General features: G+C 64.5%; 10 protein-coding genes, 2 tRNA genes and 1 pseudogene. 3 read left to right on the top strand and 10 right to left on the bottom strand.

Annotation, left to right across the window (positions count from 1 at the left end; translation table 11 throughout):
- Positions 1–51 precede the first annotated feature (51 nt).
- From PALO_RS03005 to PALO_RS02985, 5 genes are all read right to left on the bottom strand, one after another.
- Positions 52–519 carry a single-stranded DNA-binding protein gene (locus PALO_RS03005; protein ID WP_015582363.1) on the bottom strand — a complete coding sequence of 156 codons (468 nt, stop codon included), beginning with the start codon at positions 517–519 and terminating at the stop codon, positions 52–54.
- A gap of 145 nt (positions 520–664) precedes the next feature.
- Entirely contained in the window at positions 665–2275 is a 1611-nt protein-coding gene (locus PALO_RS03000) for a YfjP family GTPase (protein WP_015582362.1), read from the bottom strand.
- Positions 2272–4137, bottom strand: coding sequence for a GTPase family protein (locus tag PALO_RS02995; RefSeq protein ID WP_015582361.1), 1866 nt, complete (start codon positions 4135–4137; stop codon positions 2272–2274). The genes PALO_RS03000 and PALO_RS02995 overlap by 4 nt, the downstream gene beginning before the upstream one ends.
- Before the next feature lie 22 nt (positions 4138–4159).
- On the bottom strand, positions 4160–5470 hold the full coding sequence (locus PALO_RS02990; protein ID WP_015582360.1) for a PrsW family intramembrane metalloprotease: 1311 nt from the start codon (positions 5468–5470) through the stop codon (positions 4160–4162).
- A gap of 75 nt (positions 5471–5545) precedes the next feature.
- Positions 5546–5621: transfer RNA gene (locus PALO_RS02985), tRNA-Arg, on the bottom strand.
- 141 nt (positions 5622–5762) lie between these two features.
- On the opposite strand from PALO_RS02985, the gene PALO_RS02980 reads away from it, so the two are divergent.
- The 3 genes from PALO_RS02980 to PALO_RS02970 all read left to right on the top strand — a co-directional run bounded on the left by PALO_RS02980 (position 5763) and on the right by PALO_RS02970 (position 7779).
- Positions 5763–6935, top strand: a complete 1173-nt coding sequence (locus PALO_RS02980) for an MFS transporter (protein ID WP_080634292.1) — start codon at positions 5763–5765, stop codon at positions 6933–6935.
- Between the two features lie 73 nt (positions 6936–7008).
- A complete protein-coding gene (gene orn / locus PALO_RS02975; RefSeq protein ID WP_015582358.1) occupies positions 7009–7617 on the top strand; it encodes an oligoribonuclease in 609 nt (202 codons plus the stop codon).
- Positions 7618–7703: 86 nt separating this feature from the next.
- Positions 7704–7779 (top strand) — tRNA-His (locus PALO_RS02970).
- Positions 7780–8443: 664 nt separating this feature from the next.
- Here the strand turns inward: PALO_RS02970 and PALO_RS12785 are convergent.
- The 5 genes and pseudogenes from PALO_RS12785 to PALO_RS02935 form a co-directional block, all read right to left on the bottom strand.
- A pseudogene (locus PALO_RS12785) lies at positions 8444–9490 on the bottom strand (recombinase family protein); the annotation flags it as partial.
- A 392-nt stretch (positions 9491–9882) separates the two neighbouring features.
- On the bottom strand, positions 9883–10452 hold the full coding sequence (locus PALO_RS02950; protein ID WP_015582355.1) for a hypothetical protein: 570 nt from the start codon (positions 10450–10452) through the stop codon (positions 9883–9885).
- A gap of 11 nt (positions 10453–10463) precedes the next feature.
- Positions 10464–10904 (bottom strand): single-stranded DNA-binding protein, encoded by a 441-nt coding sequence (locus PALO_RS02945; RefSeq protein ID WP_015582354.1) that lies wholly within the window; start codon positions 10902–10904, stop codon positions 10464–10466.
- 82 nt (positions 10905–10986) lie between these two features.
- On the bottom strand, positions 10987–12768 hold the full coding sequence (locus PALO_RS02940; protein ID WP_015582353.1) for a type IV secretory system conjugative DNA transfer family protein: 1782 nt from the start codon (positions 12766–12768) through the stop codon (positions 10987–10989).
- Positions 12765–13295, bottom strand: coding sequence for a hypothetical protein (locus PALO_RS02935; protein ID WP_051048734.1), 531 nt, complete (start codon positions 13293–13295; stop codon positions 12765–12767). The genes PALO_RS02940 and PALO_RS02935 overlap by 4 nt, the downstream gene beginning before the upstream one ends.
- Positions 13296–13304: the final 9 nt, after the last annotated feature.

The raw sequence follows: 13304 nt of genomic DNA, 5'->3' as shown, positions 1-13304 counted from the left end.
TGGCATAACCGTTCCCGTCACAAAGTCATTCCCGATGGATGACCTCAGGCCTCAGGAACCGACCAATTCGACGTCGTCATCAACCATCTCGGCGTCCCCGTCGTCGCCAATCGCATCGTGCGGTTCCTGGTATCGCAGCACGTGATCGTCTCCCAGCGGCGCCTCGACCCGTTTCTCGGGACGGCGGCACACCGCCGACACTCGAGACAGATCCGGTCCGACATTGCTTGCGACGATGATGAGTTGCTCGTGGGAGCCCTCGTCGTCAATCCAATTCCGGGTACGCAGCCGACCGGTAACCATGACCGGATCCCCCTTGTGCAAGGATGCGGCGCAGTTGTCCGCGAGACGCCCGTAGACGTGCACCGACAGCCACGTCGTCGTCCCGTCGACCCACTCCCCCTGCCTCATGACGCGAGGAGTGTGAGCAACCCGGAATCGGGCTCCACGCCAACCCTCACCAATCTTCATCTCGACATCAGTCCCGAGATTTCCGGTGAATGACACGTTTGCGTCCATCTGTGAGCTCCTTTCCACTCACAGACAGTTATCGTCGTGGACCAGCGAAACCCGTCAGGCAATTTCAGATCTGTGGACAACTCCAAATTCAGCGCCGACGACCCTGTGGACAACCCTGCACCTGTGGCAAAGCCATTTACCCACGTCAGGACGCCTTCGCCAGGATCTTGACGACCTCGTCGTGGTGATCGAGCTCCACATTGACCGGATCGACGACCGATTGCCATGCCACCTCGGTGAGGTTGGCCCGCAATTCAGACCTGGCATGATGCGCAGCTGACCGCGCCCCCACCTGCACACCGACCTGGCACAGCAGAGAAACCACGATGCCCACGACGGCTCCCCCCGCCACGATGAGGGGCGGCACCGGGAAGTCGTGCCATCTCACCGGTGAAACTCGGAACTGGAAATAGGCCGTCAAGCCATCCGCCAACCACCACGCCGCCCCGGCCAGGACGATGACAATGAGAATCCACTGCACCACCGTCACCACCTTCCACCAGCCGGTACCCCGATGCACTCCCAAATCCGTGGAGGCGACAGCCCGATCGATATCGTCGGGTAGAACTTTGCGATTCGACAGTGATGCTGCCCGCACCGAGTCGGCCCACGGCCGGGGCAGCCCCTCGGAGGCCTCCGACGCCAGAGCACGCACTGCCGTGTCCACCTTGGCCCCTGCGACACCGACGCGTGCCGTCATCGCGCTTCGCTGCACATCGGTGGGTTCTGTCCCGCGCGACAACTCCTTCTTGCGCCTCGAGCCCAGGTCCAAGTGCAACCGGTGCAACGGATCCTGCCGAAGTTTCGACAACCACGACGTCACCGGCCAACCTGTGGCGTAGTGGCCTCTCTTGCGGTAAGCCTCCCGGGTCGCCTCGACAACTGGATCGACGCCACCAGCAGTGCACAACGCCTCGATCAATCGGTCGACGGAGTCCTGACTCACCTGACCTGCCTCGGCACCAGTCGCCTCCAACAATTGCTGAGCAACGCTGTCGAGGTCAGCATGGAGACGGGCTGCCTGCGCCTTCTTGGCGCGCACGGCACGAGCCAATGCGACGCGCATGTCTTCCACGCCTTCACCGGTGGTCGCCGAGATTGCCATAATCTTGGCCTTGTCCAGGCGCTCTGAGTCCAGGAGACGACGCAGATCGCGCAAACAGTTCTTACGCTGCTCCTTGTCGAGACGATCAATCTGGTTGAGAACGACCGTCATGACCTCGGAATGAGTCGCCAGTGGCGCCAGATAACGAGTGTGGAGAGCAGCGTCGGCATATTTCTGTGGATCGACGACCCACACGATCATGTCGACCATCTCGACGAGTCGATCCACCTCCAGCCGATGCTCGATGCGCACCGAGTCGTGGTCGGGCAGGTCGAGCAGCACCAAGCCGTCGAGAGCCCCGTCTCCGCCCATGTGGTGACGACGAGGAACGTCGAGCCAGTCCAGCAAGGACTCGGCTGACTCGCTCCCCCACACCGCTGACGTGGCTTTCGAGGTCGTCGGACGACGCACGCCCGGATCCGCGAGGTCCGCACCTGCGAGTGCGTTGAAGGTCGATGACTTCCCCGAGCCTGTGGCGCCAGCAAGGGCAATGACGGTGTGATCCCCACCGATTCGGCACCGTTGGTCAGCACGATCCAGCACTGCGCGCGCGCGGTCGACCACTTCATCGGGGATACGCCCCGCCGACAGATCCACTGCCTTGCTCAGCATCTCAATGCGTTCGGCAAGGTTGATGCGTCGTCTCCTCATCGTTCCTCCTGACGAGGCTCAGGCTCCAAAACCACCGATGGTTCGACGATCTCGGCATCGAGGACGGGCATGTCGGCCCTCATCTGCCCGAGCTCGGGTGTTCCGGACGCCTCCGCTTCCCGCGTCTGCGGACGGGTTCGGATCGTCACCTGGCCATCGCGGGGCTCCGCCGCTTCCTGAGCCTGCCGCACCTGCTCGATCGAGGTGCGGATCCGAGCTGGCAACTCTTCATCGACTCCCAGCGCTCCGAGCACGTTCTGGTAGCGCGCCACCTCAGTGGCGAGCAGCCCCTCGACCCTGGCGTCGAGCTGTTCCTTGGCAACCTTCGCCAGACGTCGCACCGCGTCGTCGCCAAAGAGGGCCTCGAGAAGCCGCTGCGCGACGATGGCCGAGCCGCCGGCGATTCCGGCCTCCGCCCCGGACAGTCCGCCAGTGTGGGCGAACACGACGAGCATCAGTGCGACGGAAACCCCGTTGACTCCGAAAGCCATGAATCGGGCCTTCGACCGCTTGTCCATGCCTTCCCCGGCAACCAACTCCATGACGTCGCCCTGCCAGCCCCTCACCATGCGAGAGACGGACTCCTCAAAACCTCGTGACGGACGAGCCAGATCCTCGTCCGAACGTTCCAGGACACTGCGACCGGCTGGGTCGGCCTGCCAGACGGCCTCAATCCGCTCACACCCAGCCTGTGTTTCAGCGATGATGAGGTTTTCCAGGCCAGACTCCACCGCGACGCTGACCTTCTCGACTTCCGGAGGCGCTCCCTTGAAGGTCTGGACGACGCGGTCTCGGAACCACGACACCTTCGCCTCCATGGCCCGCATGAATTCGCCAGTTCCCACGAATTCGTGCCACCGGGCCAGCACCTCGCCACGCAGCAGGGTACCGTCGGCAGACTGCGCAGCAATCGATTGCGACTCCTCGGCCATGATCGACTGAGCATCCTCAGCCAGCCTGGACGTGGCAACCGCCTGGGCTTCCAGGCCAGCGGCGATGTAGGACGACCGTTCGCACACCGAGCCGATGGCCCCGGACAGGGTGGACGCGATGACCTCACGTCGCTTCTGCTGGTCCTGAGCCAGACTCGACAGGAAAAAACGCAACGGCGCAACGGCCTGATCCGGAAGCATGCCATCGGCATTGGTCCTGGTCTCCGGCACAGCGAAGAGAGGGGAATCCGCCAGGCCACGCTCTGTCATGAGCCGGCCAAGGTCCGGGGGAACCTCCCTCATGGCCTCCGGCGGGACGCGGTCACACACCACCGCAACCGAGGCATGTCGCTCCTGAGCCTCGTTGAGGAAATCCCAGGGCACGGCGTCGGCGTAGCGGGCGGCTGACGTGACGAAGACCCACAGATCCGCAGCCTGCAACAGCTGGGCGGCCAGGTCGCGATTCCGCGCCACCACGGAATCGATGTCGGGGGCATCCAAAATGGCCAAGCCCTTCGGGATCCCAGGCTCAGCGACCAGTTGGAGGCTCGAGGCGTCATTGCTGGCAACCCGGGAGCGCACCAGCGTGGGCAGCACCCGGTCACCGTCGAACCACACTGCGTCGTCAGGGTGGTGGACGAGAACCGGAGAGGTCGTGGTGGGACGAATGACGCCGGGCCGTGTCACCACTCGTCCAACCAGCGAATTGACCAGGGTGGACTTTCCGGCACCTGTCGACCCACCGACCACGGCGAGCAGCGGTGCGTCGACGGTCTCCAGCCGAGGAAGGACGTAGTCGTTGAGCTGGTTGGAAATTCGACGAGCCAAACCTGCCTGGGTGATGGCCTCGGGCAGGTCAAGGGGAAACTCAGCCTGACGCAGGTCGTGCCGCAGATCCGTGAGCGACAGCAGCATCTGCTCGGTGTTCATGGTGATCCTTCCTGCTCACTCGTCAGGCCTGTGGCGGTGCCCACTGCAACTCGTTGTTAACCGGCTGGTTCCGACGTCGTCTGAGGAATGCGGGCAGTCTCGGTTTGGACAGTTTCGCACCTCGGGCCACGGTGACAGCCATGGGACGCAGCGAGTTCATGTGATTGATGAGTTGGATCTGACGCGTTCCCGGGTCATCGTCGAGTCCTCGCACAACGGCGTCACGCAGATAGGCTAGATCAGTGCCGGTGCGCAGGAACTCCAGCGTGTGCCACCACCGACGCGGGCCCTGGCTGAGAGCGACCAAACCCGCCCACTGACGACGCCGCAGCGCCGAGAGGGTGTCGGCGTCGGATTCCGGCAACCACCCGGCCTTGACATAGTCCTCAAGACGATTGCGGACCATCTTGCCTTCACGCATCATGCGAATGGCCACGAAGATCACGACGGAGGCGACGATCGCAAGGGCCACGTACCAAAGGTTCTTCAAGGCGGCCATCGGCAACACCGAGGAGAATCCGTTGAACAGCATGTGACCAGTCACAGCCATGACGAAACCGGTCGTCGGAGCCAAGATCCTCACAAGCCTGCTGCGTGATCGCAGTCCCAGAGCCAGGCCGATACCCGTCATGCTGGTGAACAGGGGATGCCCGAACGATGTGTAGACGCCTCGCAGCCTGACCATCTCCATGACAGCCTTTTTCGGGTCGCCAGCAGCGGCAGTCACGCGGGCGTAATTGTCAGCTCGGGCGTAATACATGATGTTCTCGACGAAGGCGAAACCGATCGCCGAGAGTCCGGCCATGCTCACCGTCTGGACCACGGAGGTCATGCGTCTCCCCATGACCACGGCCAGCCCAAAAAGCACCATGGCCTTGCACGATTCCTCGACGAATGGAGCCGAATACACCGCAGGACCTGCACCCGAAGCCGGATCGACCCCGCCTGTCACCGAGAGCATCCCCGCCATCCAGGTATTGACGTGCAGGCTGATCCAGGTCGCTATGCACGCTCCCCAGCAGAAGCAGAGGAACCACACGTGAAGATGCCGGGTCCTGAAACGGTCGATGAGGATGAAGATCGCCGACCAGACCGCTGCCGTCGGCCATGCGTAGTGGAAGGCAAGCTTGAACGACTGATTGGTGATGCCGGGAACGACGCCCTTCTGGCCGTCGCGCTCCACCTCGGTGTCCGCATGCATGTTCACGTAGGTGTGAATCACACAAGCAGCTGACACCAGCACCAGGACGAGCAGCACCCAGAACCACGGATTACGCAACAGACGTTGCCACCAGGGACGGCGCACAATGGGCGCGGGGGCAACGTAGGACATGGTTGAAAGACTACCGGGCACCTGGGACAGTTTCCGCTGTGCCAATTCCTCGTCCCGCGGAAGGCGGAAGGATGATGGCGGCCCGGGTGGGAATCGAACCCACGCGCGACAGATTAGAAGGCTGCTGCTCTATCCGCTGAGCTACCGGGCCATGGTTGACATCCTAACGGGATCCGGCCACCAGCACCCAGCCCGCCCCAATCAGGTGACGAGCAAGGCTGCACCCATTTGTTCGCCGTCCTAACCTTTCTCCGTGATTGATTCGACGCGCACCGAGTCCCCGGCCCCACCGGTGAAGTGGTCGTCAATCATCGTCTCCGCCTACCTGCCGACATTGATGTCGTCCCTGGGATACGGTGCGGTGATCCCGCTCATTCCGCTCACCGCGGTCCACAACGGCGCATCCGCTGCCCTCGCTGCCGCGATCGCCGCTCTCGTCGGTATCGGCCAGATCATCGGTGACGTCCCTGCAGGGTGGCTGGTCACGAAGATCGGCGAGAAGTGGTCCTTGGTCATCGCCATGCTCATCGACGCGATGGCCTTGGGGCCCATGGGGCTGGCCCATCACCTTGGACTGCTCGCCATCGCGGTACTCGTCAATGGCATGGCCGGTGCCGTCTACGGCATCGCTCGACAGAACTACCTGACGGTCGCCATCCCTTACCGATACCGGGCGCGCGCCCTGTCCACCCTGGGAGGGGTATTCCGGGTGGGTTGGTTCGTCGGCCCCATGGCGGGGTCATGGATCCTCCGGGAATCCTCCATGGCATGGGCATATGGATTTGCATCCGTCGCAAGTGTGCTCGCAGCCGCCGTGACCACGGTCATGCCCGACCTGCCACCGGTTGACATCTCAGAAACCGCCAACGACGAGGCACCCGCCAAAATTTCGACTTGGACGATCGCCAAACAGAACTCGAAGGTGCTTTGGACGACAGGTCTGGGAGTGACGGCATTCATGCTTGTTCGCTCGGCCCGACGCTCTTTGCTACCGCTGTGGTGCCATGCGAACGGACTCACCCCGGCCACCACGGATCTCATCTACGCCTGGTCGATGGCTGCCGACGTCCTGCTCTTCCTGCCCGGCGGTGCTCTCATGGACAGGTTCGGGCGCTGGTGGGTGGCAGTGCCGTCGATCTTCATCCAGGCCGTCGCACTGTTGACCCTGCCGCTGGCCCACACTGCGACGCCGATTGGCATCGTCGCCCTCATCATCGGCATCGGAAATGGCGCCAGCTCCGGCATCGTCATGACCCTGGGGTCCGACGCGTCCCCCGCCATCGGACGACCTCAGTTCCTGGCCGCATGGCGACTGCTCTCGGACACCGGCTCGGCGATGGGACCGATCGTCGTCACCCTCGTCACCCTGGTCTGGCCACTGTCGGCAGCCAGCATCGTGATGGCGATCATCGGTCTGGCCGGCAGCTACTGGATGGGCCGCTGGGTGCCGCGCGGTAAACGGTAAGGGCCCCTTCCGCGTCAACCGCTCAAAAGTGGCATGTCGTCACCACCAACTAGTCTGTTGTGACGTGAAAGACATGTTGGTGTGGATCGATTGCGAGATGACCGGGCTCGACCTGGCCCACGACGGACTCATCGAGGTGGCCGCCCTAGTCACCGATGGGCAGCTCAACGTCCAGGGCGAGGGTGTGGACGTCATCATCAAGCCCGAGCCCGAATGGCTCGAGCACATGAATGACTTCGTGCGCGACATGCACACCAAATCTGGACTCCTCGAGGAGCTCGACAAGGGACTGACGATGTCCGAGGCCCAGGAACAGGTGCTCGATTACATCCGCACCTACGTCCCGCAGGCAGGAAAAGCCCCGTTGGCCGGAAACACCATCGGCACCGACCGTTCTTTCTTGGCCAAGGACATGCCGGAGCTGGAGTCCTACGTGCACTACCGCAACGTTGACGTCTCCTCCATCAAGGAGCTGGCACGACGCTGGTACCCGCGCGCCTTCGGCCACACCCCGGAGAAGCAGGGCAACCACCGCGCTCTCGCCGACATCCAGGAGTCCATCGAGGAATTGATGTACTGGCGCGAGGCACTCATGGTTCCCTCCCCCGGCCCGGACGCGGACCGTTGCGACGAGATCGCGGCGAAGTACCAAGGTTTCCTCACCGGAGCGGGAAAGGACTAAACCGGACGACGGGGGGCGGGAATACCAAGTTGCATTCCCGCTCCGGAACCCGGTACTCTTCTCGGGTTGCCTGACGCAGGCACATGGTGGCTATAGCTCAGTCGGTAGAGCACCTGGTTGTGGTCCAGGGGGTCGCGGGTTCAAGTCCCGTTAGCCACCCCAGATGGGTCAGGTTTGAACTTTCGACCAAGGGACCACCCTTGGTCGTGGTTTCAGCCTGGCCCTTTTTGCGTGCCCCGGTGGCTTCGGCGTGGGCTTCTGCTTGGGCGTGCGCCTGGTCGGCCCAGGTGAGGGCGTCGGCCTGGAGGTCGGTGTTGGACAGTCCGTCGAACGGGGTGCGGTAGCCCACGCGGATGTCGTTGTCCTCGTCGATGTAGATGGCCTTGAACAGGGCCTGGTTGCACAGGCGCCGGTTCGCGTCGTCGGCGTTGGCGTAGATGTCAGCCATGTTGGACATCAACACGAGCGAGTCGTCGAGGTTCGCCCGAGCATCGGCGTACTCGCCGTTGTGGGCCTGGATGCGGAACTCGATGGTCTCCAGGGAGGCGTTGATGCGGTCCTGTTCCCTCTTGAGCAGGTCCAACGGGATCGCGCCCGCGTAGTGGGCCTGGAGCAGCTTGGTCTGCTCGCCCTCCAATTCGGTGCGACGGGTGGCGAGTTCAGCCAGTTCGGCAGCACCCTCACTCATCATCTGGTCGAACTTGGCGTGGATCATCTCCGAGAGCGCTTGCCGGGTTGCGGCGGGGATCTGGACTCGGGTGTAGAAGCGTTCGATGAGGCGCTCCACGTCTTCGATGAGCATGGCTTGGCGGGTGCAGTTGTTGCGTCCGGCGTGGCGGGAGGAGCACACGAAATACGGGTAGATAGTGCCCTGACTGGACTTCGCGTTGCACACGATGAGCCGGGACCCGCATTGCCCGCAGAAGACACTGCCCTTGAGGTAGTGGTCGTGGATCTGGGTGGCATCGGCTGCGGACTTGTGGGTGCCCAGCACGATCTGGACCTGCTCCCAGACTTCCACGGGGACGATCGGGTCGTGGGCTCCGCGGTAGGTGACGCCCTGGTACACGATGGCTCCCTTGTAGTACGGGTTCGTCAGCATGCGATGCACGGTGGACTTGGCGATCGGCTTGGACGGGCGCCTCGGGGTCGGCAACGTGGTGAGCCCGCGGGCGACGAGTTCCTGGTGGAGCTGGCTGGTGGTCCAGTCCCCCGAGGCGAAGACCTGAAAGGCCCAGCGCACCAGCCCCGCGCGTTCCTCGTCGACCTCCACGGTGCGAACCTCGCGCCCCATGTCGTCACGGATGCCGACGTTGCGGTAGCCGATCGGCGCCTTCGTGACCGTGCCACCCTGGGCGGCCTTCTGCGAGAGGCCCTTGACGACCTCGGTAGCGAGGTTGCGCGAGTAGAACTCGGCGATCGAGGACATGATGCCGTGTAGCAGCATGCCCGAAGGGGTCTCGTCGATGTTCTCGGTGGCGGAGACCAGGGTGACACCCGCATCCTTCAAAGCCAGATGGATGGTGACGTCGTCGGCGCGGTTGCGGGCCAGGCGGTCGACTTTGTGGACGATGCAGTAGTTCGTCTTGTGGGTGGCGACGTACTTGATCATCCGCATGAGTTCGGGCCGGTCGGCCTTGCGGGCAGACTCGCCCGCGTCGACGAACTCCTCCACGATGGTGGCGCCCAGCTGGTCGGCTTTGCGCTGGTTGGCCTCACGCTGGGCGGGGATCGAGAATCCCTCCGCGTTGCCGCCCTTCTCCGCCTGCTCCTTGGTGGAGACGCGCAGGTAGGACACGGCGATGGCGCCCGCGAATGGGGTGGGGGTGACAAGACTGTCGATGGCTGCTTCGTCCGCGTGCTCGGATGTCATGGCTCTTCTCCGCTACTACTGGTCCCGTGATCCGACGCGGCCTGTTTCGCGGTGGGTGTTGATCGTGAGAAGAGCCCGAAGGCTGTAGGACTAGGTCAAGAAGACCACGTTTGCGTTGCCTCGCTTGCGCGAGGCGCTAGGACCACAACACCCGCCACCGCGGCGGATGCCCCTATTCTACGGCGTTGGCTGGGTCTGCGCACTGGCCCGTTCGGTGCGAGGCGCCGCGTGGTTCGGCGAGGTTGGGGTGGACCGCCGGAGGGACATTCGGATCAGCAGCTCGCAGAGCTTGTCCAGATCGGGCGGATCGTTGAACTCCGCACGGATGCTGAGATCGCGCTCTTCCTGGGGTCGCTGCCCCGTCTTCTTCGCGTACCGGCGTCCCATGGCGCTCACGCCTCGCTGGCGTCGGTGTCGGTGTCGAGTGAGGCGTAGAACGCGTCTTCAGCTTTCTCGCGTGCCTCAACCTGGTCGAGAACGTACTGGACGAAGTCAGTGTCCCGATCAGTGATCACGGTCTCCTCGGCGTGTTCCTCAGACCCTTCGCCGGGCCAGGTGGTCTGCCGTGTGGGGCGGTCGCGGTCGAGGCGGGTGCCAGAGGCGGTCACCCAATCGCGCAGTCTCTGGCGGGCGTCGGCGAAGTCGCGGTGCCATCCGAGCGGCGCGGAACCGTTCTGGTCATGGTCGTAGGCGCACAGCCAGTGCAGGTGGAGGGCGGAGAGTTCCCAGAGCAGTTCGGGGTGGCGGTGCCAGTAGGGCGGGATGACGGAGGCCGGGAGCCCGTAGGTGTGTCGCAGCCAGTCGACCCACCGGTTCAGTTCCAGCAGTTCCTGCTCCAGATCGTTGGCGGTCAACAGATTCCAGTTGATCGGATGCGGAGGTTCAGGGATGTCGACGTTCGGGATGGCGCCGTCATCGAGTGGTCCGTCGTCGGGTACTTGGTGGCGCAGATCGTCGTTCATCGCTCGCTGCCTCACATTCCCATGGCGGGGGCGGCCGATGAGACGCGCCGCTGCTGGGGCTCAAAGGCGGCGGCGTCGCGCGTGGGCCGGGACCGCTGACTGCGGTCCACCTCGTAGCGAGTGCGCGCCAGGTCATGGCCGATCCGGGTGGCGATGAACTCCTCGCCCTCGCGCAGCTGGCCGTTTCGTTCGTAGGAGTATTCCCGGACGTGGCCGTCGGCGATGATGTTGTCGCCTTTGGCCAGCCGCTCGGCTCCCTGTTCGGCGGCCCCGCGGAAGGCGATGAGGTCGTGGAAGGTGGTCTCCAGCTGGGTGTAGCTGTTGTCGTCTTCCCTGCGGTAGTGCTCGATGCCGAGCTTGAGGTACAGGCGAGCATCGCCCCGCTCGGTGTGAGTGAGCTGCGGGTCGGACGCAACGAAGCCGGACACGGACTGATGGGTGCGGATAGCCATGACGGCCACCTCCTGGAGTCGGGGCGGTCACTCGGTGGTGACCGCTGTGCCAGGCAGGTGCACGTGGCTTCCCAGCGTTCGGCTACTCGATGCTGGGTGGTCGTTGAAGGAGGGCTTCGATGCTCGCGCGGTCACGCGTGAGTTGGGTGGCGTCGCTGCGCTTCGGCCAGGGATGCAGGTCGGTGATGATCGGTGGAGTGGATCGCAGGAGGATGACGCCGGTGCCGAATGGGAGGGTGCGGATGCGGTCGGGTGGCAGGATCGGCACCCGACGCACGGAACGCTGGTTTGAGCGGGTGCCGTGGTCGCCGAGGGTGATGGAATCGGTGTACTCGTCACGTTCGCCGATGAGGGTGGCGAGGTCTTGGAGGTCGCGACTGTTGGAGGCGCCGCCGAGGATGATCTTGACGATGCTGGCGTCCCAGATGGCTCCGGCCTGGTTCTCGCTCCACTTGTCCCTGGCCTGGGCGAGGGACTGGAGGACGGGCATGGTCGTGATCCCGGTGCCTCCACCTTCAGCCATCAGAGTCGGCAGGGATGGGAGCGGTGCCAGGTTGCCGATCTCGTCCAGGCCGAGCAGGAGTGGTGGGTCGAGCCGTGCGCCCGGGCCGCGGGCGGCCATCCGACGGGCGGTTTCTACGAGGTCTTCCACGAACGCGGCGACGAGGGCGGCACTGTTGCCTGCCCCGGCACCGGTGGCAAGCAGGTAGAGGGTGCCCTTGTCGCGGATGAAGGCTTCGGGATCGAATTGCTCACCGGGCCCGGGACTGACGGCATCGAGGACGCGGGGATCTGCGAGAGCTGCCAGTGCCAGGGAGACGCCTTGCCAGATGGAGTCTCGGGTGCGGGGGTCGGCGTCGATCATGGCTTCCAGGGATTCGGCCCAGCCTGTCGCTGCGTGGAGCGAACCGGTGAGGATGGCGACGGCGTCAGCCGCGGCGGAGGGGTCGAGGGTCCAGCGGAACAGTTCGGCGGGTGTGCGGTGATCCAATGCAGCCGCATGCAGGAGGGTTTGAAGGGCGACTCGGGTCTTGCCTTCCCAGAATCCGCCTCCGTCGACCCCGCCGTCGGCCAGCCCGGTCGCGGCGGCGAGCCCAGTGGCCCGGATCATGGCGGTGAGTGGGTCGTCGCAGCCGCGGATGGGCGACCAGCGCAGCCCTGCGGGAACGCCCTCAGCCAAGTGCTGGGGGTCGAATACGGCGACGGGCCCAATCTTCTGCCGGGCCTTGAGCGTGGCGGTGAGATTGTCGGGCCGGGTGCTCGTGGTGACCACGGCGCCGGGCGCGTCGAGGATCGCGGGGATGACGATATGTAGGCCCTTACCGGAGCGGGGCGGCCCGATGAGGAGGATGGAGTCCTCGACGCTGGCCCACACCTGTTTGCCCTTCGACTGGCCCAGCAGAAACCCCACATCGTGCGGTTCTGGCGTATCGAGGGACGGGCGGAGTGTCCCGGCTCGGCGGACGAGTGCTTTCGCTGAGGCTGCGGTGGCGACTTCGTGGCCGGTGGCCGTACCCGCCAATCGGTGTGGGTCCACATCGACCGCTCGGGAGTGGCGTCGCCACTTGATCCACCCCCAGGTCCCGCCAGCCCCGAGGAGGCCGAGCACGAGCGTCAGGGTGATCCAGTAGGCGATGGGGTTGAGTCCGTCGGCGTGGAGCGCGCCTGCCGGATCACCAGGATTGAACAGGACCGCCAGGCCACCGGCGATGCCTGTCTGTGGTTGCTCGGCGCCGGTCACGAATGCAGCGACGGACCCTGCGCCGCGGATGGCGAGGATGAGGCCGAAGAGTGCGACGAGCCCGACCATGAGGATGTTCGTCAGCTCGTCACCCATCGAGCCGGACTGGCGCTGCGTGTTCATGGCACCCGCCGAGTCATGACCCGCGCCGAGCTGGCGCCAACCAATAGCACGACTGCGCCATCCGTGGGTAGTTCTCCGAGATTCAGTGTCACGCGGACGGTCCCAGCTGCGGTCGCTTCAGCAGTGCTCCGGACGAGGGCGATGGTGACGTCTTCGCCCGGTTGGAACCCGGCCCCGGTCACCTCGATGGTTTCTGGTGCGTGGCGGTGCCGGGCCCGACGAGGCGCGGGCGACTCATCGGTCGAGTCGGGATGTGGGGTCCGGGCTGCGCGGATGATGTCGGTGAACGTGCTGCCGTCGACCTCATGGATCTCGACGCGGATGGTCCGCGTGCGGTCCGCGGTGAGGACGTCGAGAAGTTCCCCGAACCGGCCTTTCGTCCACGGTGCCGTTGGCGAAGGTGGCGGGTAGTCGGCGCCGTCCAAGCTGACGGTAAGGACCCCGTAGGTGTCGACCGTGATGATGGCCAGCGGCAGGCTGACCGGTGTCTCGTCGGGGTTGGCAGAGCGACTGTGATGAATACTCATGCCGATCAG

Origin of the sequence: Cutibacterium avidum 44067, from assembly GCF_000367205.1 — a bacterium.
GTDB classification, from domain to species: Bacteria; Actinomycetota; Actinomycetes; order Propionibacteriales; family Propionibacteriaceae; genus Cutibacterium; species Cutibacterium avidum.
The sequence above is the reverse complement of the archived record's forward strand: the minus strand, read 5'-3'. Positions and strand labels throughout refer to the sequence as shown.